We start from the raw sequence: 21,561 nt of genomic DNA on the forward strand, positions 1-21,561 counted from the left end.
CGACCGCGTTTGACACCGATTCATCCCTTCAAATTACGCAATGGAACAAACGGGGTTTCGGGATGTTTGCATCAATTCAACCTGGAGAAATTGCATGGAAACGCTTGCTGATTTGTTCGAGCACACCCTGAAAGACGTCTATTACGCCGAGAACGCGATCGCGAAAGCACTGCCGAAAGTAGCCAAGGCCGTGAAGAACGCTGAGCTGAAGATGGCGATCGATCACCACCTCGAAGAAACCAAGGGCCAGATCAAGACCCTCGATAAGGTCTTCAAGACCATCAACGTCAAGCCGGAAGGGGTCAAGTGCGATGCGACCGACGGGCTGTTGAAAGAAACCGAAGGCTTGATGGAAGAAGGCAAGGGTGTAGCGCTTGACGCCGGCCTGCTCGCAGCTTGTCAGGCTGTTGAGCACTATGAGATTGCCCGATATGGTTCGCTGCGCGAATGGGCAAAGCTCCTTGGCAATGAGGAAGCCCATGTTTTTCTCAGCGAAATCCTCGATCAGGAAAAAGCCGCAAACAGCAAGCTCACTAACATCGCGATAACAGCGGTCAACAAGTAAGCTCCAACGAATGGGCGCCAGGATCGGTTCACCTGAACCTGGCGCTCAACAAAGCGCGGCTCGCAGGGTTCGATCCTTCAATGAATAATGCGCTTCAGTCCGGCATCCTTGCGCCTCAAGGCCCCATCGCAGCCGCGGAACGAACGATATTGCTCAACGCCACACTGATCATGTTGGCGGTAATCGTGCCCGTAATCATCGGCACACTCGTTTTTGCTTGGTGGTTCAGGGCTAGCAACGCAAAAGCGAAGTACCTCCCGGACTGGTCTTATTCAGGCCGCATCGAACTGATTGTCTGGTCAATACCTACCCTCATCGTGCTTTTCCTCGGCGGGATAGCCTGGATTGGCTCTCATGATGTCGATCCCTTCAAGCCCTTCACTTCAGACCAGAAGCCCGTCGAAGTCCAGGTCATCTCGATGGACTGGAAATGGCTGTTCATTTATCCGGACGATGGCATCGCCAGTGTCAACCAGCTCACAATTCCGGCGGGTCGTCCCATCCACTTTTCGCTGACATCGTCGTCGGTGATGAACAGCTTTTTCGTGCCTCAGTTGGGGAGCCAGATCTACACGATGGCGGGTATGGTCACACAAGTCAGCCTTCAGGCTGATCGGCCGGGCGAGTTTACTGGCATTTCCGCGCAGTTCAGCGGCGCCGGCTTTTCGGACATGACCTTTACCGTGAAGTCCGTCTCGGACGATGACTTTAACGGATGGATTGCTTCGGTTCGGCAATCAGGATCTCCTTTGGACAAGGCCGCCTATGTGCAGCTTGAGCAGGCGAAGGCGACGGCCAGTCCGAAAACATTCTCATCTACGGAAAAGGGGCTTTTCGATGCTGCTGTCGGTGCATTCAGGGACCGCGAGAAGGAGACTGATCACGTGAGTTCGATCCCTGCCCATCGGGAGATCCACTGAATGTTCGGCAAACTCAGCTGGGATGCACTTCCGCTCGGACAGCCCATTCCGCTCACGGCCGGTATAGCGGTCATAGTTGGCATGGCTGCACTTATGGGGTGGATCAGTTGGAAAGGTTGGTGGCCATACCTTTGGAAAGAATGGATCACCAGTGTCGACCACAAGCACATCGGGGTGATGTACTGTGGCCTTGCACTTATCATGCTGGTTCGTGGCTTCGTTGATGCCATCATGATGAGGACACAACTGGCACTCGCCGCCAACGGCGCTCAGGGCTATCTGCCGCCTGAGCATTACAATCAGATTTTCTCAGCCCACGGCACGATCATGATCTTCTTCGTGGCGATGACTTTCATGATCGGGCTGATGAATTTTGCCGTCCCACTTCAACTCGGCGTGCGCGACGTCGCCTTTCCCGTCCTCAATTCAGTGAGCTTCTGGCTGACGGCGGCGGGCGTGCTTCTGGTCAATATGTCGCTTGTAATCGGCGAATTTGCCAAAACCGGATGGCTTGTCTACCCGCCCTTGTCGGAACTCACCTACTCGCCAGGGGTCGGGGTCGACTATTACCTTTGGGCACTGCAGATTTCCGGCGTCGGCACGTTGCTCTCCGGGATCAATCTCACAACCACCATCCTTAAGATGCGGGCGCCCGGCATGGGTTACATGCGAATGCCAATCTTCTGCTGGACAGCGCTGGCTTCGAACCTCTTGATCATTGCAGCCTTCCCGATCCTGACCGCCACCTTCGCGATGCTGATCCTCGACCGGTATCTCGGTTTCCACTTCTTCACCAACGAGCTCGGCGGCAACGCCATGATGTACATCAACCTGATCTGGGCATGGGGACACCCGGAGGTCTACATCCTAATCTTGCCCGCCTTCGGGATATTCTCCGAGGTCATCGCGACATTTTCCAGCAAACCGGTGTTCGGCTACCGGTCGATGGTGATTGCCACGATGGCCATCTGCATATTGTCGTTCCTGGTGTGGCTGCATCATTTTTTCACAATGGGGGCCGGCGCTGATGTCAATGGCTTCTTTGGTATCATGACGATGATCATCGCCGTGCCGACCGGCGTCAAAATCTTCAACTGGATGTTTACTCTCTACGGCGGGCAGATCCGGTTCAGCGTCCCCCTCTACTGGGCGCTCGGCTTCATGGTAACGTTCGTTATCGGCGGTATGAGCGGCGTGTTGCTTGCGATCCCGCCGGTAGACTTTGTCCTTCACAACAGCCTGTTTCTGGTTGCCCACTTTCATAATGTCATCATCGGCGGCGTGCTGTTCGGCGCGTTTGCCGGCTACACCTACTGGTTTCCAAAATCCTTTGGCTTCACGTTGAACGAGCCCATCGGCAAAGCGATCTTCTGGTGCTGGCTTGTCGGCTTTTATCTGGCGTTCATGCCGCTCTATGTTCTTGGACTGATGGGCGCGACAAGGAGGATGCAGCATTACGACGATCCAACCTGGCGGCCGTTGATGATTGTCGCGCTTGCAGGCGCAGCACTCATCCTCGTCGGTATTATCCTCACGGTGGTGCAACTGATCGTCAGTATCCGCACCCGCAACGAAAACCGTGATACCAGCGGCGATCCCTGGAATGGGCGAACGCTGGAATGGTCGACGTCGTCACCACCGCCCTCCTACAATTTCGCCATGCTTCCGGTGGTCGAAGGCAATGACGCATTCTGGAACGTCAAACAGTCAACCGATGGAACTGGGGACGGAAGGCAGGGCCGGACACCGTTCGAGATGCCCGACAACTCCATGCTGGGATTTGTCATATCGTTCTTTTCCGTGATGATGGGCTTTGCGCTCATCTGGCACATCTGGTGGCTGGCGCTCATCGGCTTCGCTGGAATACTGACAGCGGTTCTGATCCACGGTTGGCGAGCGTCGAACGAGCACGAGGTGGAAGCCGACGCTGACCTTGTCACCGACAGTCATGAAGCGAGGCCGATATGAGCGTTGCCCAGTCGCCAAATTCTGACGCCATCCCACTGTCACAGCGCGGTCCCGCATCCAGGGACATCGTCGTCCGCTTTGGGTTCTGGTTGTTTCTGCTCAGCGATATCGTTGTGTTTGCCGCGCTGTTTGCCGCTTATGCAGTCCTCTCGCGAGAGACGGCAGGAGGGCCATCCGGAGCCGAATTGTTCAGCCGGAGCCATACCTTCATCGAAACCACCTGCCTGCTGCTGTCGAGTTTTGCCTGCGGCCTGATGACGATCGGCGCAGAGCGTAGGCAAGCCTGGATCATCTATGTCGCAGCGTTTTTCACATTCGCATTGGGCACGGCATTTATCGGCCTTGAATTGTGGGAATTTGCCGATCTTTTGGCGCAAGGGGCAGGTCCGTCACGCAGCGCCTTTCTGTCGGCATTCTTCGGCCTGGTCGGCGCCCACGGGTTGCATGTGGCAGTCGGTCTGGGAGCGCTCCTCCTAATGGTTCTGCAGGTCGCAACATTGGGCTTGCGCCCGATGGTGATACGGCGGCTTTTTTGTTTCGGCCTCTTTTGGCACGCGCTCGATATCGTCTGGGTCGGCGTGTTCACGATCGTTTATCTGGGAGCGCATTGATGGAGGATCACGGCAAAAGCCACTCGACTGCAAATGACCGTGCACCGGGAGAACATCGCGAAACCGAAAGCTCGATCAGGCAATATCTAATCGGTCTTGCTCTGGCCTTTATTCTGACCCTTGCATCTTTCTGGGCAGCCCAGACCGATATGGTCTATGGGCCGGCCATCCCGATCCTGCTTGCAGCGCTTGCCATCGGCCAAATGGGCGTGCACCTGGTGTTTTTCCTCCATATCTCGACAGGGCCAGATGACACCAACAACACTTTGGCTCTGGCGTTCGGCGTCTTCGTCGTCGGTCTTGTCGTATTCGGATCTCTGCTGATCATGTACAATCTGAACATCAACATGATGCCCTCTGACGAGATGATGGAGATGCAGCATTGAGGGAGTTCAGGGGCAAAGAGGGCATTTTCGCCAGCACACTTAGCGATCCGTCGGTTTCCAGGATGACCGCGGCCACGTCCTGGGCATCTGCATGTCCTGAAGCTCTCATCGCTGAAACGATTTCAGCTTCGGTCAGTCTTTGTCGTCGCAACGGCCCATCGAGGAACGAACCATTGCTGAACACCAGCGTCGGTTCGCTCTTCACCAGTTTGTCGACCCAACCGACACGCACGGACAGCCAAGTTATTGCAAATTGCAATCCGATGAGAAGAGCGAGCGCCAGAATGCCCTCGAGCAAGGGGACCGATTTGCTCAGAATGACGGTTGCAAGGACCGAACCTAATGCGACCGTGACCACCAGGTCAAAGGCATTCAGTTTTGTCAGCGTTCGCTTGCCTGAAACACGTAGCATGACGACAAGAGCCGCATAGGCAACCGGCCCAACGATGAGGATCCGGACGATACCAGCCCAATTGTCGAACAACATTTTCACCTCTTTCATGCGCTGGTGCAAAGCCGCGACGGCGGCGAGAGGCCGTGGCTTCCGTGACCTATCCGTCCGCGGAATGACTTCGTCGCATTTGCGTAGAACCTGCTAGATTATCAGCTTATCACAAAGGAATGGCCCGGTGCTGTCGATCTTTGAACTTTCCGCCGTGCTGCTGACCCTTTCCGCCCTGCTTGGCTGGATCAATCACAAATATCTGCCGATGCCCCATACGATCGGCCTGCTGGTGATGAGCGTGGCCGCATCTCTGATCCTTGTTATCATCGACGCCGCAGTTCCCGATCGCCACCTATTCGATGCACTCACCAATGCCTTGCTTCAAATCGATTTCAGCACTGTGGTGATGGATGGAATGCTGGCGTTTCTGCTGTTTGCCGGTTCGCTCCACGTGGATCTCGGTAAACTGCGCGAACGAGCAGCACCTGTCGCAATTCTGGCGACGTTCGGTACGGTCGTCTCCACCTTTATAGTCGGTGCTGGATTTTGGCTGACAGCAATGCTCATCGGCCAGCCATTACCCCTCGCCTGGGCCATGGTGTTCGGCGCGTTGATCAGTCCGACAGACCCGGTTGCTGTTCTCGCCACCCTCAAAAACGTCAAGGTGCCCCAAAGCCTCGAGGTAGAGATGCAGGGCGAGTCGCTGTTCAATGACGGCGTCGGTATCGTAGTGTTTACGGTCATGCTTCTATTCGCCACAGGCGACACGGGTGAACGAACGACCGTGTCGGCAATCTCAGAACTCCTCGTCGTTGAAGCCGGGGGCGGGCTTCTGCTTGGGGTCGTTACAGGTGGCATCGCCTATTGGGCCATGCGGCTGATCGATGATTACGCAGTCGAGGTTTTGATATCCCTCGCCCTGGTCACCGCTACCTACGCGATCGCCCAGAGATTACACCTCAGCGGTCCCTTGGCGGTCGTCGCCGCGGGCCTTCTCATCGGGTATCACGCGCCGCGTAAGGCGATGAGCGATCGAACTCAAACCTACGTGTTCGGCCTCTGGACCCTGATCGATGAAATCCTCAACTCGGTCCTGTTTCTGCTGATCGGCCTTGAAGTTCTTGTCCTGAAGTTCGACGTCACGGCAATGGTGATTGCCGCCATAACAATTCCGATCGTCCTGTTTGCCAGACTGGCGGCTGTCGGCGTTCCGGCGGTGGTTTCGTGGTCTGGCGAGCTCATGTCGACCCGAAACGTACCCTTCCTGACTTGGGCCGGGATCCGGGGTGGTATTTCCGTCGCCCTTGCCCTCTCCGTACCGGACAGTCCGTCGAAATCCGTCATCCTTGCCGCCACATATGCCGTCGTGCTGTTCAGCATCATCGTTCAGGGATCGACCCTTGGTATTTTGGCGAGGAAGACGATCCTCAAGCGGGATACCTGACCTATCAGATCGAGCAGCATGATTTATTCCCTCAACCGCGATGGAACAACTCGACATCCCACCGGTTCACGGCGAGGAGACAATTCCGCTCTCCTCAAGGAGATTACCATGGGAAGCACCTCAGACAAGGTATCCGGCAAGGCGAACGAACTGGCCGGCAAGGCACGTCACGGCGTCGGCGACGCAATGGACGACAAGGAAATGCAGGCGAAGGGTACGGCTCAGGAAGTCAAGGGCGATGCCCAGCAGGCAAAGGGCGAGGCAAAAGACGCTGTGAAAAAGACCGTCGATAAAGCCTGATGGTCCACGTCCGCCGGAGCTCACGCTGCGGCGGACTTCCTCAAGCTTATTCATCGCACCGTTTAAAGAGTGCCGTCGAAAGTTTCAAATGAGCGCCTCCGTGTTCGGCCGCGTCCTGGCGTGGTGCTTCATTGCTATAGCGCTGATTTTCAATGTCTTGGGTTATGCGCTCGATCTTTATTCGTATGTCTGGTGGTTTGACCGCGTCCTCCATTGCGGCACGCTTTTCGCAATGACGTTTTGGGGCATCTTGTTCCTCATCGCGCCGACCATTCGTCCCGATCACGCCCGCCCGATCATAGTTTTTTGTCTCTTGACGAGCACAGGGATTGCCATTGGCGCGTTGTGGGAAATCATCGAGTGGGGGTTCGACCTTTATACAGTCGTCGACTCGATCAAGGGAAAGTACGACACCATCCTCGATATCATCATGGATGCCATAGGCTCTGCCTTGGCGACAGCCGCCGTCATGACTGTACTAACGACGGCGGCCCCAGGCCCCTACACCGATCTATAAAGGGACTGCAGATGAACGCTAAAGGCTCATCCTTTGTCATCTGGGCGGCATTGGCGGGCAACACGCTGATCGCAGTCACAAAGTTTGTGGCTGCCGCCTTTACCGGCTCGTCGGCAATGTTGTCGGAGGCTATCCATTCCAGTGTCGATACCGGCAATCAGGGCTTGCTTCTCTACGGGTTGAAGCGGGCTGCAAGGCCCGCCGACAAGCAGCATCCGTTCGGCCATGGACCGGAACTCTATTTCTGGAGTTTCGTCGTGGCCGTGCTGATTTTTGGTCTGGGCGCCGGTGTGGCGTTTTATGAGGGTATATCCAAGTTGATGGATCCGGCTCCTCTGAAAGATGTCTGGTGGAACTATGGTGTACTTGCGGCGTCCATGGTGTTCGAGGGCACGACCTGGGGGATTGCCCTGAAGGAGTTCAATGCCCATCGTGATACGACAGGCCTGTCCGCAGCCATTGCACAGTCGAAAGATCCGACGGTCTTCACAGTGCTGTTTGAAGACAGCGCGGCTCTTGTGGGTCTGGTGATTGCCCTTGTCGGTACGATCGCAGCCGACGTCTTTGACGTAACCTGGTCGGATGGGGCCGCGTCCTTGCTCATATCGTTGGTGCTGGCCGTCACTGCCGCCATGCTTGCGCGAGAGTCGAAGAGTCTTCTGACCGGCGAAGCTGCTTCGCCCAAGCTTGTGGCGGAAGTACGTGATCTCATTCTCGCTCATCCGGCAATCGCAGGGATCAATGAACTCAAAACGATCCACCTCGGTCCTAGCGACATTCTTGTCGCGGTCAGTCTCGATTTTCGCGATGAGCAAACATTGTCGGCCGTTGAGGATGCCGTGCGAATTATGGAAAGGCAGATCAAGCGGGCTTATCCCGCCATCCGGCAGTTGTTCTTGGAGGTGCAAGCCAAGGACGATCATCTGTCTGACCTGCGGCGAAATACCAGTCAAGGAGACAGCCCCGGCGAAAGCTAATGTTTGCCGGGGCTGTCGAGTTTTTATCGCACTATGCCGGATCAGATGGCGGGAGCGGCCGCAGGCATTTCCTTCATGTCGACTAGCTTCTGGGCGCAAAGGTCGGCTCCACCATCGACCTTATCGACGCCGGCAATCGTCATCCACCCGCCCTTTTCGATATAGTCATCGCGCTGCCAGGACGACGTATCTTTGAGAGCAGCAAGGTTCTCGACTGCGTCGGGAGAAGCTGCAAACTTCTGCACGCAGATCGATGATGCCAGTTTCGCAGTGGCTTCACTCGCAGATGTCGCCGCCATCTTTGTGGCAGTGCCCCCTGTCGTCCAGCCCCCGGCGGTGAAGCCCACCACCATAGTGACGACCGCTATCCCGACCATCGACCAGAACCACAGCGTCTTGGTTGGTTTGTAATTTTCAAATCGCGTCGAGAATGTTGGCTTATCAGACATCATCATGTCCTTTCACTTCCCCATCCTGCAAAAAAAGCGCGGTTGCTTTGTCGCTACCCTCTCCACTGCCAACTAGGATTTAAATGAAGGGTTGGCTTCCGGGAATACGTTTGAAATAGGGCGGTGATAATTTTATTCCAGTAAATAACCCGTTAGCACAATTTAATTTCCTCAGTACTGAATTATAACATATGTTTATGCTAACCTCTTTGTTGGATGCCATAACCGTCTGTTAAAGCCAGCGCATCAAGGTATTCCTCACAGACGAAACTACAGCGTTATTTGGACCAAGCCATCAACCATCCCCGTTATTCATAGTTGGGCAAGCTTTAGCTATCAACGCAATATCTGACAGCTCCGAACGGGTTGAAACGCGCAAATGAATATTGATTTTATCAACCACGTTAGGGAGGAAAGAGGATGAACACTGACATCGCATCGACAGCGACATGGCAAACGGCTGTGCTGGTGAGGATTGGTTATGGATCGTCTGAAACGGTTCAAAGTACATCGGAAGCGCTCCATTACCTCATGCGAAGGTGGCCGGCGGAACGAGGCCCTCTACATGAAGCCGCGATGCAGGCGTGCAAAGCTGCATCCGAGGGGACCTTGCCGATGCAGGTCGCAAAAGAGGCATTGTTTGCTGCGGCGATCGAAGCAAATGTTCGCGCATAGCCTTCTATACTCGGTGCGCGCATGGCGATAAAACTTATCGGCGGGCCAATCATCACCAAGGGAAGGGAGGCCGGGCCTCCTTAAGTGGAACGATGGACTATTATGTTAGAGGTTATGACCTTAAAACCGGCAAGGAAATCTGGCGCGACCGGCTTCCGGGCGGCGGGCAGGCAACACCCTCGACCTATCTCGGGGCTGACGGTCGCCAGTATCTTGTCGTCGTGGCTGGCGGACATGGTTCAACCGGTACAAAAGCCGGGGACGCCATCATCGCCTATGCTTTGCCCAAGGGATAAATTCGCCTGGGCGGCTCTGGTTGCCCGCTTTGACCTCGCTTGGGATCGACCGATTTGAAGGCACGCCTCAGAAAATTTCTCACCGATCTCACCGAAACTTTCTGGCTCGTGCCGGCTTTGATGACGCTCGGCGGCATCCTGCTAGCGATCGGTATGGTCAGGATCGACGCATCGGGCCTTTTGCCTGGTTGGGTGCTCAACAGCCCTTTCCTTTATAATGGCGGCGGAACCGGAGCACGGACGTTGCTTGGCGCTGTCGCATCATCAACGATCGGCGTGGCAGGTACGGTGTTCTCGATCACCATTGCTGCCCTGTCGCTCGCGGCCGGACAGATGGGCCCTCGCCTCCTGCGCAACTTCGTCAAGGACCGCGGCAACCAGGCAACTCTTGGTGCCTATCTCGGGACTTTCTCCTATGCCCTCATGGTCCTTCGCACCGTCCGTACTCAGGACGAAGGTGCATTCGTACCGCATTTGTCGCTTTCTTTCGGCATCCTGCTGGCGTTCGTCTGCGTCGGAACGCTGATTTATTTCGTCGGCCATATGGCCGGGCGGATCAATGTCGATACGGTCATTGGCCTTGTAAGCGAGGACGTGCGCGATGCGATTGCGGCCCTGACCGTTGAACAACCTGCACCAGCACCGCCGCCGAAGGCAACCTGGCACGACGCCCACCCAGTGGTCGATAGCCGCAGCGGATATCTGCAGCAGCTCGATCGATCCGGACTTGCCAAGTGGGCCGATGAGCACAAGACGTCCATCCTCTTGCTGGTGCGTCCAGGAGACTACGTCTTTCCCGGTGCACCCATCGCCCTGATCAAGCCAAACGTTGAAGGAAGCGAGAATGCGATCCGTAATGCGACCGCGCTTGCCGGCCATCGTGGGAGCCCAGCCGATCTCGAGTTCCCGATACGTCAACTGGTGGAAGTTGCGGTTCGGGCGCTGTCTCCAGGCGTCAATGACCCGCATACGGCCATGAGTGTCATAGACCGGCTCGGCGCGGCCCTTTGCGACCTGGTCCCTCGCTATCTCCCCACGGGTGTCACCGTGAAGGATGATCGACTTTTGCTTGTGACGCCGAGCGTCGATTACGATGGTCTGGTCGATGCGATGTTTCACATGATTCGCCAGAACGGGTCCGGAAGCACGGCAGTGATGATCCGGATGCTCGACGTATTGACCTCCGTCGTCAGTTGCGAACACGATATCATCCGCCTGCAAACCTTGACCCGCCATGCCGAATTGGTGGTGAGCGATGCCATACGAACCATTACGGGGCCGGCGGATCAGGATGCGGTCAAAGAGCGACACGCGACATTCTTGACGATGCGGGATCAGGGTCCGCTCGGTCTCTTGTCGGCCTGAAAGCCTCGCGCGCCTTTCGTTTGCTCGCGTCAGTTGTCTTGAACAAATGTCGGAACTATTCGAGACCTTATCAGTTTGCAGTAAGCGGAGTTCATCCAGCTCGTTCATCTCAAAACGAATTTGTTGTGTTATCGCGGTGCAAAAAATCTCCGTTGCACTTTTTGCGATCGGGCCAACCGAAAAATCTAGGAGATACCTATGAGAAAGTTTCTTGTAACCACAGCCCTCGCCGCAGCCCTGCTTAGCGGAACCGCTTACGCGGCGACTATGGCGCCGATGGCAATGTACCAGCAGCAGCCAACCGACATTATGGCATCCAAGTTCATCGGCATGCGCCTTTATGCGACCGAAACGCCGATGACGGCGGACATGATGGTCAAGTCCGGTGCTGAGAAGGACTGGGACGATATCGGTGAGGTCAACGAAGTGATCCTCAGCCGGCAGGGTGAAGTGAAGGCAGTTGTCCTTGGTGTCGGCGGGTTCCTTGGCATTGGCGAAAAGGACGTCGCCATTGCGATGAAGGACGTGAAGTTCGTGCGCGATGGTGACGGCCCAGACGACTATTTCCTCGTCGTCAATGCCAATAAGCAGATGCTGACTGATGCGCCCGCGTACAAGGCGCCGACGACCACGATGGCGAACAATACGGCGGCTGCGACAACTCCGGCCCAGACCGGAATGGCTGGCAACACCGCGATGATGCGCCCGGACGTCAAGCGGGACGGCTACCGCGCATCGGACATGAAGGAACTCACCTCTGAAACTCTGACCGGAGCGCATGTTTACGGCGCCAAGGACGAGGATATTGGTGAGGTCGACAAGCTGGTTCTCAACGCTGACGGAACGGTCAAGCAGTTGGTGCTGGATATTGGTGGCTTTCTCGGGATGGGAGAACATCGTATCGCCGTGCCTCTCGATCAGGCCAACATCATGCGCAACGAAAAGGGCGACGACGTCAGGGTGTATGTCGATGCCACCAAGGAAAAGCTGAAGGCGCAGCCTGAATATACCAACTAACCATCGTGACGCCGGTCCATTCAGGGACCGGCGTCATCCTGCTTTGGGTCATGAAACAATAGGAACGACAGGGTCGGGGTCTACTGCGTTCGAGCCGATCCTGACCGGCGATTGGGCACGTCTCTCACGAGCATACAAAGCCTATGCTGCGCTGGCCGGTCGTTCAGGATGCGGAAATGTCTGATTGAATTTCTCGAACCACATCCTTCTGCTCATACACCAGAATCTAGGCGCCCAGACCGCAAGGCGCGCCACAGTTGACTTCCCCCGCGATCCCCTACCTGTGCTAATATCTCTGAAAGCCGTTCGTCTTGTCGGACATTGAGGAATTGAATGCCGGCCACGACCCACCGACTATTTCTCTGTCTTCTCTTGTTTTTCTGCTCCTGTGATCTCACACGCGCTCAAATGCCCGTGACATCGCAACCGCCCGAGCATCAAACGACGGATGCTAAGCTCAAGAACCTGATCGACGTCTTGCGCGACGACAAGGCCCGCGAGGCGTTGCTGATCGAACTGGAGAAAGCGTCGCGACCGGCTAACGAAAACGAGGTTCGTCAGCCTGTCACTCCTGCCCTGGATGCTTCGATCGGGAGCAGGATCGCAACAGTGACGCGCTCTTTCGCCGAGAAAGCGGTGACCTCGGTGGTCATATTCGGGCAACAGCTCGCCGCTGCTCCCTCGTCCTTTTCCAGCTTGAACGGTACTGAGGCAGAAGTCGTTCTGATAGCGCTTCGAAATCTCGCGCTGGTTATCGTCGTTACCTACGGGGTTTTTGCGGTATCAAGAATGGTGACAAGACGGATCGACCGAACATTCGGCAGGCGAGCGCTATCGGCGGGGTTCTTCGAGAGACTGGTTCTGGTGGCGGCCTCCGCCGCCATAGATACTGGTATCGTCGTACTCGCCTGGGGGGCGGGGTATCTCGCCGCCTTGACGGTCTTTGGTGATCTCGGGCGAATGGATATTCAGCAGACGCTATACCTCAATGCGTTCACTGTCGTGCAACTGGCCAAGGTTGCGATGCGGACGATTTTGTCGCCCGCAACGTCTGAACTGAGACTTATACGAGTGTCTGATGGCGCAGCCCGACGGACGAGCCGGATTCTCACGTTGATCATCAGCATTCTCGGATATGGACAGCTGTTGCTGCAACCGATCCTCACACAGTCGATCTCGCTGGCTTCTGGGCAGGCGATCTCCGCGCTGGTGGCTCTAACAGCCCTCGTCATCGCGATCATTGCAACGCTTTCGAGTCGTCAAGCCGTAGCGGGGTGGCTGCTTGAGACACCCGACAATCGGCCCCGCCACAGGCGGGTGCGATTTATCGCGCGGCGTTGGCACTGGCCGGTCCTGGCCTATCTCGCCTTCTTGTTTTTTGTGGTTCTGATCGGCCCGGCCGAACGTCTGTTTATCGTCCTCGTTGCAAGTGCACAGGCTTTTGGAGCGATGATTGTTGGCTTCGTAGTGGCCGACTGGTTGGCCCACGCCGTGACGAAGGGCGTTACACTCCCCGAGAACGTCAACCAAAGACTTCCGCTCCTCGAACGGCGTGTAAACGGGCTTGTGCCGCGCTTTCTGACCATTCTGCGCCTCGTTATCCTAGCGGCTGTCATCGGTGTCGTTCTGTCGGTGATCGGTGTTTTTGATCTGGTCGCCCTCTTTCGGTCACGGCTCGGGCTTGCCTTTACCGGGGCGGTTGCGTCAGTCTTTTTTATCCTGCTTACCGCCTACGTTATTTGGCTCGCCCTCACCTCATGGGTCGACTATCGCCTGAACCCGGCATTTGGCTCGATCGCGACGTCGCGGGAAACCACACTCCTGTCACTGCTGCGCAATGCCGCAACGATCGCCATCGTCGTGATTGCACTGATGTTTTCACTGTCGCAGATGGGCCTCGATATCGCTCCGCTTCTCGCCTCAGCCGGCGTTCTGGGTCTTGCAATCGGATTCGGTGCCCAAAAACTCGTGCAGGACGTCATTAACGGTGTGTTCATTCAGCTTGAGAACGCCATCAATGTTGGCGATGTCATAACGGTCGGCAGCACGACGGGAACCGTCGAGCGCCTGACGATCCGCTCCGTCAGCCTCCGCGACGTTCGCGGCGCCTATCATATCATCTCTTTTTCCTCCGTGGAGATGGTCACAAACCTAATGCGCGACTTCTCCTATCACGTCGGAGATATCGGCATAGCCTATCGGGAAGAGGTCGAAGATGCTCGTGCGGCACTCTTTGAAGCCTTCGAGGAACTGCGTGCCGACCCCTCCATCAGGGATCTGATTATCGGCGACATGGAGTGGTTTGGAGTGCAGGAGCTGGCCGACAGCGCGGTCATCGTCCGCGTTCGTATCAAAACCTTGCCCGGCAAGCAGTGGGGCGTTGGCCGTGCGCTGAACGGAGCAGTCAAACGTGTCTTCGACGCTCATGGCATTGAGATCCCGTTCCCACATCAGACAATCTACTTTGGCGTGGATAAGAGCGGAGACGCACCGCCCGCTTTCGTCGCGATCCGCGGGGACAAGTCAAGAGACGCAGAAAAAAAGACCGGCGCATCGTCGGTCATTTCCCAAACGCCCTCCGATGCTGAGGATCTCGAGAATTGACCCGACCGACCTCCCCAATAAACACCTTTGCTTCCGATGCAACATCGAGCGACCCAAATCTCGTTCCGGCCGACGTCGAACGCGGCCGATTGGCTGAAAAGCCGGGTCAGATACCATCCCGAGGGCTGCGTGATGTATTCTGGCGGACGGTCTCCGAATTTTCTGAAGATCGCGTCACGTTGATTGCCGCGGGCGTCACCTATTATCTGCTGTTGGCAATGTTTCCGGCACTCGGCGCTCTGGTTTCTCTCTATGGGGTGATATCGGACCCCGCGACGATCTCGAAACACATCGCGTTCCTGTCGACGGTATTTCCTCCGGGCGCCTTCGACCTCATCCTTGGGCAGCTTGATTCACTCTCGCAACAGAAGAACTCAACGCTGAGTTTCGGCGTGATAACGGGTTTCCTGATCGCGCTATGGAGCGCCAACAACGGCATCAAGGCCCTGTTCGACGCCATGAATATCGCCTACGGCGAAAGGGAAGAGCGCAGTTTCATCTGGCTAAATCTTGTCTCGCTCGGCTTCACTTTCGGCGCGCTGATCATCGCTATCGCACTAATCACCGCCGTCGCGGTCGTGCCGGTGGTGCTCAGCCTTATCTGGCTGGACCAATGGACGGAGCTTCTGGCAAAGCTGGCGCGCTGGCCGCTACTGCTGCTTCTCGTTGGCATCGGCATAACGATGGTCTACCGCTACGGCCCAAGCCGTCACCCTGCGAAATTACGGTGGCTCAACTGGGGCACGGCATTCAGCACGATCCTCTGGTTGGTCGCTTCCATCGCTTTTTCCTTCTACATCGAAAATTTCGCCGACTACAATGCGACCTACGGCACGCTTGGCGCGCTCATCGGCTTCATGGTCTGGATCTGGATTTCGGTGATCATCCTGATCCTCGGGGCCGAGATCAATTCAGAACTCGAGCATCAGACCACAATCGACACAACGATCGGCGCGCCACGACCAATGGGAAAACGCGGGGCGTACGTAGCTGATAACGTGGGTGATGCAGTAGAATAGCTCTGCTGCCCGGCGTTTCGCTTAAATAGTGTTCTGGATCCCAAGCTCGACCACACGACCGGTCGGCAGCTTGAAATACTCAGTTGCGTTGCTGGCGTTGTCAGCCAGCGCGATAAAAACCCGGTCCTGCCAAAAGGGCATGCCACCCTTGGCAGAGGGGATGAGCGTCCGTCGCGACAAAAAGAACGACGTCGACATGATATCGAACTTCCAGCCGAGCTTACGAGCGAGAATGAGAGCCTTCGGAATGTTTGGCGTCTCCATGTATCCAAAGGTTATAACCGCCCTGCTGAACAGCGGATTGAAACTTTCAAAGAAAATCTTTTCGTCATCCGGCACAAATGGCGACGACGACGTGACGACACTGAGAATGACGTTGTTTTCGTGGAGGACTTTGTAGTGTTTAAGGCTGTGGAGCAATGCGGTCGGAGCGCCTTCAACCTCGCTGGTCATGAAGATCGCGGTGCCAGAAACTGTTGGTAGATCTTTCTTCGCCAGACTTGCCATGAGAGTATCCAACGAAATTTCATCGGCTTTGGTGCGCTTCGCCAATAGCTGTCGCCCTGACATCCAGGTCTGCATGAGAAACGCGATCAGGATGGCCACGACTACTGGTACCCATCCGCCCTGCCCAAATTTTGCAACATTGGACACGAAAAACCCAACGTCGATGATCATCAGCGGCGTCAGGATGAACAACGTGGTCCACAGCCTCCATGCCCAGATGCGCCTCATCACGACGAAGAGGAGGATTGCCGTGATCAGCATCTCTCCGGTTACCGCAATTCCGTAGGCTGCGGAAAGGGCGCTCGAGCTCCTGAAATTAACGACGAGAATGATTACCGCGATCATCAGCAGCATGTTGATCTGCGGAAGATAAATCTGTCCGGCCTGCGTTTCCGAAGTATGGCGAACGTGAAACCGAGGCAAAAGATTGAGGTGCATCGCTTGACGAATGAGCGAATAGGCCCCGGAAATCACGGCCTGGCTGGCGATGACCGTGGCCGCGGTCGCCAGGATAACCATCGGCAGCCTCGCCCATTCTGGTTGCATCTCGAAAAACGGATGCTCCACACTTTCCGGGTGGGTGAAGATGAAGGCACCCTGGCCGAAATAGTTCAGGAGAAGGCAGGGAAAGACGAGTAAGAACCAGGCGACAACGATCGGGCGACGGCCAAAATGGCCAAGATCGACATATAGAGCCTCGGCGCCTGTGACTGCCAGAAACACGCTACCCAGGATAACAATCGCGATGTCAATGTGAAATACGAGAAAGGCAGCACCGTAGTAGGGGTTGAGCGCGGCGAGAATTCCCGGAGCTTCGATAATGTGGGCGAGCCCCGAAACCCCCAATACCAGAAACCATAAGGCTGTGATCGGGCCGAAGACGATTGCGACACTTCCAGTCCCGAACCTTTGCACGAGAAACAGCGCCACGATAATTGCGAGCGTGATCGGCACAACCCACTGCGAAAGAGCCGGTGCGACAACCTTCAACCCTTCGACCGCAGATAATACTGAAATTGCAGGTGTGATGATCGCATCGCCCAAGAATAGCGAAGCACCCGCGATGCCAAGAACCAGCACCCAGATCGGCCGACCCGTCAGGCTTTCCCTGGCCAAAGTCATCAGGGACAAGGTGCCGCCCTCGCCCTTGTTATCGGCTCGAAGAACGAACCCGACATATTTGATTGTCACAACGATGGTCAGCGCCCAAACGATCAGAGATAGAAGGCCCATCACTTCACTGCCTACAACCGCATCGGGGACCTGCCCTGATGCATGCAAAGCTTCACGAAAGGCGTAGAGGGGGCTTGTCCCAATATCACCGTAGACGACACCAAGAGCGCCCAGCACGAGAAGTGGAAAGGATTCTGTCTTGGCATGAGATCCCTGAATCTCGGGATCATCGACTCGCATCTGCGTGGAGGTCAAAAACAATTCTCGTTATCAGAGGTACTTTGGATGCAATTGTGCAAGACACGCGTCTCTAGCATAAAAGCTAGTCGCCGTCGAAATATAAAGTATCAATATTAAACTCCACAAGGAGTGCGTGCATTTGGACCTGAAAGGCCGGCCCGGCGACGGGCAAGCTCGTGAAGAAGGCTCGTCCAGCGGTGGACTGTCTTGGAGAAGCACTGCGCCGAGCATGGGGCGCTGTACAGCATAGCAGAAACTCAGAGACGCATACCCGCGCCTAGAAAGCGACGACCTACGGCTACGTCGCTTGAACCAAGATGTGGGTCTCCGATCGACCACGTCTCAGCATCCCAATCGCTATGCTTGCGGCAACCTTTGCAGGAATTCTTGAACAATGTACCTGCTAAATTGTAGTATGCTGGGACGCTGAGGCAAGCCGCACGATTGGAGAGCAGATGCCAAAGTTCAATTTGCACATTATGGACGGCAAAGATGCGGAAGTTGAGATTGAAGCAATGAATCCGCACGAGGCCATTGAGACAGGCGTAAACGCACTCGCCCAGTTTGTCTGTAAACACTTCCCACTGCCTGAGAATTTGCAGGTATATCAGCGATGAACAAGGTCGATCCGTCGCCACAGTCAGTTTTGCGTTCAACATTAAACTTGCACCAGGTGTGGCAAACTGACCTTCTGCTCACCGCCGGGTCAATTCGAGACATAAGAGACAGTTAGCGCCTCTATCGAATGTAATCCAGGAACGCCTGTGCTATGGGCAGCTTGGCTCTCGTTGAGTCGCGATTGAAACACGAGGGACTGATGAGCCGAGGCAAAACGAGCACTGGGGGCCCGCACCCTGTCGATATCCACGTGGGCCAACGCGTCCGGATGCGGCGCAACGAGGTAGGAATGTCTCAAACAAACCTCGCGGACGGGTTGGGGATTACATTCCAGCAAGTGCAGAAATATGAGCGAGGGACGAACCGTATAAGCACGTCGAAGCTCTACGAGATAGCGATCGCTCTTGAGACGCCAATAACGTACTTCTTCGAGGATTTTGCTCTTAGCGACAAGATGGCTGGAGAATCCATGGCAAACCTCGAACGTCAACAGTCTTACAGATCGAGCAAAGAGGGATACGACGTCATCGACGCAATGAGTAAGCTTCCGCGTTCGATACGGTCGAAGGTACTATCGCTCCTACTCGTGATTCCACCCGGACAATCCGAGGACCACAGCGGTGGTACAGACGCGTAGCGCTCGGCGGTTCCGTCCTCCTTGTATCCATTATAGCCCAAAGTCAATTGCGAGTGAGGTCGTTTCGGCCCAGTGATCGAGCTCGATATCGTCCTGAATGCTTGCATCATTGTTCGGCTGAGCCGATAAGCCTGCGATCCCTTTATAACCGGCAGGCAGAATGTCCATCTCCTATCGCAAGTCTAAACTCATACGGCGATCTCGCCTGTTTCGCGGATCGTTCAAACTGTGGAAACCTCGTCTGATCTTTTGGACTGGGGCGATGGCAATCGGAGTGACGAGCGTTGCGTTTGCTTGGGTCGCCGACATGGCGCAGAACGCTTTCTTAGGGATCACGACGTCGGCTGGTCGTACCGCTCTCCTGCCGCTTGTCGTAACACCGCTCGGCTTTATCCTGTCCGCTTGGCTCGCGATAACTTTCTTTCCAAACTCCCAAGGAAGCGGAATCCCCCAAGCCATTGCTGCTAGGCACCTGCATGACGAGGTAGACCGCTCGGCTCTCCTGTCACTCCGTATTGCATTTGGCAAGATTGGCTTGACGGTCCTCGGGCTTCTTTGCGGTGCCTCAATCGGACGAGAAGGTCCAACAGTTCAGGTAGGTGCTTCCTTTATGTTAGCCGCAGCCCGCTTTGGTGGAATGGCCCAGGCGCGAGGGCTCATTCTGGCAGGCTCTGCCGCCGGTATCGCAGCAGCATTCAACACGCCGCTTGCAGGTATAGTCTTTGCGATCGAGGAAATGAGCCGGGCCTATGAATCACGCGCCAACGGAATCGTACTGACGGCGGTCATCTTGTCGGGCCTTGCAGCACTCGGCCTGTCGGGTAATTACAACTATTTCGGGACGGCGACGGCTGCTCCTTTCAATGTCATAGATTGGCTGCTTGTGCCGATTTGCGGGATCGGCGGCGGCATGCTCGGCGCCGCGTTTAGCGGGTTCGCACTGTACTCGGGTATCCGCATTCGTCGATGGGCTCAGCCCTCCCCTCGTAAGCGCATGATTCTGCTCGCGGGCATATGTGGGCTCGGCGTAGCCGTCGTCGGTGTCGTGTCTGGCGGTGATACCTTCGGCACAAGCTATGATCAAGCGCATGGTGCGATTGAAGGTCACCCTACACAATCGCTGTTTTTTGCTGAGAAACTGTTGGCGAGTTTCCTGTCGATGATGTCTGGAATCCCAGGCGGCATATTCGCCCCGTCACTCGCTGTGGGCGCGGGTTTCGGCAGCACCGTTGGATCACTTCTTGGAACAAGTATAGCGCTTGCGGCTATTCTCGGCATGGCCGGATACTTCGCCGGGGTCGTCCAGGCCCCTATGACAGCCTTCGTCATCATTCTGGAAATGACCGGAGATCGTCAGGCCGTTATCCCAATCATGGCTGTGTCTATGCTGGGATATCTCACTTCGCGCGTCCTCTCGCGCGAGCCGCTCTATCACGGTCTCTCACGCAATTTCATTGCAGCGGCGATGCGTGCCAAACGTGCGAAGAACCATGCGGCGGTGAACGAACAGCAGGGACGTGATCGAACCAACAATTTATAGCGATATTGGCCTAACTCAATACAGTGTGACATTGTGGCTCAAAGCGACCTGGGTTTCGTATGCTGGCAGAACGAGGCCGTATTGCTGGTCTCTCTACTGTCATCCCTAGAATCTCAGACAAGGTGGTGACTGAGGAATTGCGCACACAAGCCTTTGGCACTCGCGCCTAGCTCTCAAGCATGCTGCAAACCTACAATCGCCTTTGTCAGATCGGCCGCTCGGATCCGACTTGCGTATCCTCCTCAACCTTCCCCGAAAACCAATTAGCCAAAAGCGCGCCGGAGATAGTGTGCCAAACGCTGAAAATGGCGCTTGGGACGGCGGCAAGAGGCGAAAAATATGCCGTGGCCTATGCCGCACCAAGCCCCGAATTTTGCATTCCCACCTCGATGGCGATCGCCTTGCGCGTAGCAAGAGACATTCCACTTGCTCTTGCTGCAAAATACCCGAGCAAATAACCTAAACCATTGTGAAGAACGACGACCGCAAAGATCATTAAGCCAGACTGCACGATCGCGCCCTTCGAGGCCCCGACAACGGCTGAAACAATCAACACGATACCGATGACGCTGATGAGTGGCAGCGCAGGAACTGCCGCCTTGACTACACCGGGAAGCAATCTTTGCATGAGGGCACCAAGAGCTAGCGGCATGAGCACGACCTTGACGATGCTTAAAAACATCGCCCATCCATCGACCGGAAGGAACTGGCTGGCAAATAGCCAAACCAAAAATGGCGTCACCAATGGCGCGGCAAGCGTTGTCACCGACGTGCAGGCAACCGACAAGGCCACGTCGCCCTTTGAAAGATATGTCATCACATTGGAAGAGGTTCCGCCTGGGCAACAACCGACCAGAATAACACCGGCCGCTACTTCTGGGGACATCGGAATGATCTGCGTGAGAAGAACGGCGAGAAGGGGCATGATTAGAAACTGACAGAAGACGCCAATACCCACGTCTACCGGACGCTTCACGACTTCACGGAAATCATCGACCGAAAAGGTCAGGCCCATACCGAACATAATGATCGACAGTAGTGTTACGATAAAGGGAACGATCTGTTTGAACGTATCAGGGAAAAAGAACCCCAGAAACGCAAAAAGAATCACCCAAACGGCGAACGTCTTGCCTACAGATGCCGATACGCTTGCTATTGATTTCATGCCCTACTCCCATACTTCCGCAATTCGTCACGGGGGTCCTAGTCGGGTGCGTTGTGGTGTCAAGGCTAGGATAAGCTAGCAACGACTACATTGGTCATATGAAAGGTCATTCATACACCTAAG

At 55.7% G+C, this 21,561-nt stretch carries 21 protein-coding genes and 1 pseudogene; 18 read left to right on the top strand and 4 right to left on the bottom strand.

Features of this window, described 5'->3' with window-relative positions; all coding sequences use genetic code 11:
* Positions 1-94 precede the first annotated feature (94 nt).
* The 5 genes from AC0JZ8_RS03160 to cyoD all read left to right on the top strand — a co-directional run bounded on the left by AC0JZ8_RS03160 (position 95) and on the right by cyoD (position 4,450).
* Positions 95-565 carry a YciE/YciF ferroxidase family protein gene (locus AC0JZ8_RS03160; protein ID WP_471891777.1) on the top strand — a complete coding sequence of 157 codons (471 nt, stop codon included), beginning with the start codon at positions 95-97 and terminating at the stop codon, positions 563-565.
* 80 nt (positions 566-645) lie between these two features.
* Complete coding sequence (gene cyoA / locus AC0JZ8_RS03165) at positions 646-1,485, top strand: ubiquinol oxidase subunit II (RefSeq protein ID WP_471891734.1); 840 nt, start codon at positions 646-648, stop codon at positions 1,483-1,485.
* Positions 1,486-3,453: a cytochrome o ubiquinol oxidase subunit I gene (gene cyoB / locus AC0JZ8_RS03170; protein ID WP_471891735.1), complete on the top strand. Its 1,968-nt coding sequence runs from the start codon at positions 1,486-1,488 to the stop codon at positions 3,451-3,453.
* Complete coding sequence (locus AC0JZ8_RS03175; protein ID WP_471891736.1) at positions 3,450-4,064, top strand: cytochrome c oxidase subunit 3; 615 nt, start codon at positions 3,450-3,452, stop codon at positions 4,062-4,064. The genes cyoB and AC0JZ8_RS03175 overlap by 4 nt, the downstream gene beginning before the upstream one ends.
* Positions 4,064-4,450: a cytochrome o ubiquinol oxidase subunit IV gene (cyoD, locus tag AC0JZ8_RS03180; RefSeq protein ID WP_471891737.1), complete on the top strand. Its 387-nt coding sequence runs from the start codon at positions 4,064-4,066 to the stop codon at positions 4,448-4,450. The genes AC0JZ8_RS03175 and cyoD overlap by 1 nt, the downstream gene beginning before the upstream one ends.
* Here the strand turns inward: cyoD and AC0JZ8_RS03185 are convergent.
* Complete coding sequence (locus AC0JZ8_RS03185) at positions 4,407-4,937, bottom strand: DUF421 domain-containing protein (RefSeq protein ID WP_471891738.1); 531 nt, start codon at positions 4,935-4,937, stop codon at positions 4,407-4,409. The genes cyoD and AC0JZ8_RS03185 overlap by 44 nt on opposite strands.
* Positions 4,938-5,079: 142 nt before the next feature.
* Between AC0JZ8_RS03185 and AC0JZ8_RS03190 the strand changes: the two genes are divergently transcribed.
* The 4 genes from AC0JZ8_RS03190 to AC0JZ8_RS03205 all read left to right on the top strand — a co-directional run bounded on the left by AC0JZ8_RS03190 (position 5,080) and on the right by AC0JZ8_RS03205 (position 8,133).
* Positions 5,080-6,339 carry a cation:proton antiporter gene (locus tag AC0JZ8_RS03190; protein ID WP_471891739.1) on the top strand — a complete coding sequence of 420 codons (1,260 nt, stop codon included), beginning with the start codon at positions 5,080-5,082 and terminating at the stop codon, positions 6,337-6,339.
* Positions 6,340-6,447: 108 nt separating this feature from the next.
* Positions 6,448-6,639: a CsbD family protein gene (locus tag AC0JZ8_RS03195; RefSeq protein ID WP_471891740.1), complete on the top strand. Its 192-nt coding sequence runs from the start codon at positions 6,448-6,450 to the stop codon at positions 6,637-6,639.
* An 88-nt stretch (positions 6,640-6,727) separates the two neighbouring features.
* Positions 6,728-7,156 (top strand): DUF2238 domain-containing protein, encoded by a 429-nt coding sequence (locus AC0JZ8_RS03200; protein ID WP_471891741.1) that lies wholly within the window; start codon positions 6,728-6,730, stop codon positions 7,154-7,156.
* Positions 7,157-7,167: 11 nt separating this feature from the next.
* Entirely contained in the window at positions 7,168-8,133 is a 966-nt protein-coding gene (locus AC0JZ8_RS03205; protein WP_471891742.1) for a cation diffusion facilitator family transporter, read from the top strand.
* Between the two features lie 41 nt (positions 8,134-8,174).
* Here AC0JZ8_RS03205 and AC0JZ8_RS03210 read toward each other — a convergent pair whose 3' ends face one another.
* Positions 8,175-8,582, bottom strand: coding sequence for a hypothetical protein (locus tag AC0JZ8_RS03210; RefSeq protein WP_471891743.1), 408 nt, complete (start codon positions 8,580-8,582; stop codon positions 8,175-8,177).
* Positions 8,583-9,002: 420 nt separating this feature from the next.
* On the opposite strand from AC0JZ8_RS03210, the gene AC0JZ8_RS03215 reads away from it, so the two are divergent.
* From AC0JZ8_RS03215 to AC0JZ8_RS03240, 6 genes are all read left to right on the top strand, one after another.
* The gene (locus AC0JZ8_RS03215) at positions 9,003-9,257 is read left to right on the top strand and encodes a DUF982 domain-containing protein (protein ID WP_471891744.1); all 255 of its coding nucleotides are present in this window, start codon (positions 9,003-9,005) and stop codon (positions 9,255-9,257) included.
* Between the two features lie 92 nt (positions 9,258-9,349).
* Positions 9,350-9,553: a hypothetical protein gene (locus AC0JZ8_RS03220; protein ID WP_471891745.1), complete on the top strand. Its 204-nt coding sequence runs from the start codon at positions 9,350-9,352 to the stop codon at positions 9,551-9,553.
* Positions 9,554-9,607: 54 nt separating this feature from the next.
* Positions 9,608-10,918 carry a DUF2254 domain-containing protein gene (locus AC0JZ8_RS03225; RefSeq protein ID WP_471891746.1) on the top strand — a complete coding sequence of 437 codons (1,311 nt, stop codon included), beginning with the start codon at positions 9,608-9,610 and terminating at the stop codon, positions 10,916-10,918.
* Between the two features lie 198 nt (positions 10,919-11,116).
* Positions 11,117-11,935 (top strand): PRC-barrel domain-containing protein, encoded by an 819-nt coding sequence (locus tag AC0JZ8_RS03230; RefSeq protein ID WP_471891747.1) that lies wholly within the window; start codon positions 11,117-11,119, stop codon positions 11,933-11,935.
* A 333-nt stretch (positions 11,936-12,268) separates the two neighbouring features.
* Positions 12,269-14,539: a mechanosensitive ion channel domain-containing protein gene (locus AC0JZ8_RS03235; protein WP_471891748.1), complete on the top strand. Its 2,271-nt coding sequence runs from the start codon at positions 12,269-12,271 to the stop codon at positions 14,537-14,539.
* A 17-nt stretch (positions 14,540-14,556) separates the two neighbouring features.
* Positions 14,557-15,558 carry a YihY/virulence factor BrkB family protein gene (locus AC0JZ8_RS03240; protein WP_471891778.1) on the top strand — a complete coding sequence of 334 codons (1,002 nt, stop codon included), beginning with the start codon at positions 14,557-14,559 and terminating at the stop codon, positions 15,556-15,558.
* 21 nt (positions 15,559-15,579) lie between these two features.
* Here the strand turns inward: AC0JZ8_RS03240 and AC0JZ8_RS03245 are convergent, their stop codons facing one another.
* On the bottom strand, positions 15,580-17,478 hold the full coding sequence (locus AC0JZ8_RS03245; RefSeq protein ID WP_471891779.1) for a potassium transporter Kup: 1,899 nt from the start codon (positions 17,476-17,478) through the stop codon (positions 15,580-15,582).
* Positions 17,479-17,933: 455 nt separating this feature from the next.
* Here AC0JZ8_RS03245 and AC0JZ8_RS03250 point away from each other — a divergent pair, with 455 nt between their 5' ends.
* The 3 genes from AC0JZ8_RS03250 (at position 17,934) to AC0JZ8_RS03260 (ending at position 20,273) form a co-directional block, all read left to right on the top strand.
* Positions 17,934-18,095 carry a hypothetical protein gene (locus AC0JZ8_RS03250; protein ID WP_471891749.1) on the top strand — a complete coding sequence of 54 codons (162 nt, stop codon included), beginning with the start codon at positions 17,934-17,936 and terminating at the stop codon, positions 18,093-18,095.
* A 269-nt stretch (positions 18,096-18,364) separates the two neighbouring features.
* The gene (locus AC0JZ8_RS03255) at positions 18,365-18,733 is read left to right on the top strand and encodes a helix-turn-helix domain-containing protein (protein WP_471891780.1); all 369 of its coding nucleotides are present in this window, start codon (positions 18,365-18,367) and stop codon (positions 18,731-18,733) included.
* Between the two features lie 160 nt (positions 18,734-18,893).
* The gene (locus tag AC0JZ8_RS03260) at positions 18,894-20,273 is read left to right on the top strand and encodes a chloride channel protein (protein ID WP_471891750.1); all 1,380 of its coding nucleotides are present in this window, start codon (positions 18,894-18,896) and stop codon (positions 20,271-20,273) included.
* A gap of 205 nt (positions 20,274-20,478) precedes the next feature.
* Here AC0JZ8_RS03260 and AC0JZ8_RS03265 read toward each other — a convergent pair.
* Positions 20,479-21,438: pseudogene (locus AC0JZ8_RS03265) on the bottom strand (bile acid:sodium symporter family protein).
* Positions 21,439-21,561 lie beyond the last annotated feature (123 nt).

The sequence above is a fragment of the Velazquezella soli genome (genome assembly GCF_977018685.1).

What these genes read in the sequence shown, in the direction of transcription:
- AC0JZ8_RS03195 (WP_471891740.1), top strand. Translation starts at nt 6,448, where the DNA reads ATGGGAAGCACCTCAGACAAGGTATCCGGCAAGGCGAACGAACTGGCC.
- AC0JZ8_RS03205 (WP_471891742.1), top strand. Translation starts at nt 7,168, where the DNA reads ATGAACGCTAAAGGCTCATCCTTTGTCATCTGGGCGGCATTGGCGGGC.
- cyoA (WP_471891734.1), top strand. Translation starts at nt 646, where the DNA reads ATGAATAATGCGCTTCAGTCCGGCATCCTTGCGCCTCAAGGCCCCATC.
- AC0JZ8_RS03260 (WP_471891750.1), top strand. Translation starts at nt 18,894, where the DNA reads ATGTCCATCTCCTATCGCAAGTCTAAACTCATACGGCGATCTCGCCTG.
- cyoD (WP_471891737.1), top strand. Translation starts at nt 4,064, where the DNA reads ATGGAGGATCACGGCAAAAGCCACTCGACTGCAAATGACCGTGCACCG.
- AC0JZ8_RS03230 (WP_471891747.1), top strand. Translation starts at nt 11,117, where the DNA reads ATGAGAAAGTTTCTTGTAACCACAGCCCTCGCCGCAGCCCTGCTTAGC.
- AC0JZ8_RS03220 (WP_471891745.1), top strand. Translation starts at nt 9,350, where the DNA reads ATGGACTATTATGTTAGAGGTTATGACCTTAAAACCGGCAAGGAAATC.
- AC0JZ8_RS03255 (WP_471891780.1), top strand. Translation starts at nt 18,365, where the DNA reads ATGCGGCGCAACGAGGTAGGAATGTCTCAAACAAACCTCGCGGACGGG.
- AC0JZ8_RS03250 (WP_471891749.1), top strand. Translation starts at nt 17,934, where the DNA reads ATGCCAAAGTTCAATTTGCACATTATGGACGGCAAAGATGCGGAAGTT.
- cyoB (WP_471891735.1), top strand. Translation starts at nt 1,486, where the DNA reads ATGTTCGGCAAACTCAGCTGGGATGCACTTCCGCTCGGACAGCCCATT.
- AC0JZ8_RS03245 (WP_471891779.1), bottom strand. Translation starts at nt 17,478, where the DNA reads ATGCGAGTCGATGATCCCGAGATTCAGGGATCTCATGCCAAGACAGAA.
- AC0JZ8_RS03215 (WP_471891744.1), top strand. Translation starts at nt 9,003, where the DNA reads ATGAACACTGACATCGCATCGACAGCGACATGGCAAACGGCTGTGCTG.
- AC0JZ8_RS03235 (WP_471891748.1), top strand. Translation starts at nt 12,269, where the DNA reads ATGCCGGCCACGACCCACCGACTATTTCTCTGTCTTCTCTTGTTTTTC.
- AC0JZ8_RS03160 (WP_471891777.1), top strand. Translation starts at nt 95, where the DNA reads ATGGAAACGCTTGCTGATTTGTTCGAGCACACCCTGAAAGACGTCTAT.
- AC0JZ8_RS03175 (WP_471891736.1), top strand. Translation starts at nt 3,450, where the DNA reads ATGAGCGTTGCCCAGTCGCCAAATTCTGACGCCATCCCACTGTCACAG.
- AC0JZ8_RS03210 (WP_471891743.1), bottom strand. Translation starts at nt 8,582, where the DNA reads ATGTCTGATAAGCCAACATTCTCGACGCGATTTGAAAATTACAAACCA.
- AC0JZ8_RS03200 (WP_471891741.1), top strand. Translation starts at nt 6,728, where the DNA reads ATGAGCGCCTCCGTGTTCGGCCGCGTCCTGGCGTGGTGCTTCATTGCT.
- AC0JZ8_RS03185 (WP_471891738.1), bottom strand. Translation starts at nt 4,937, where the DNA reads ATGTTGTTCGACAATTGGGCTGGTATCGTCCGGATCCTCATCGTTGGG.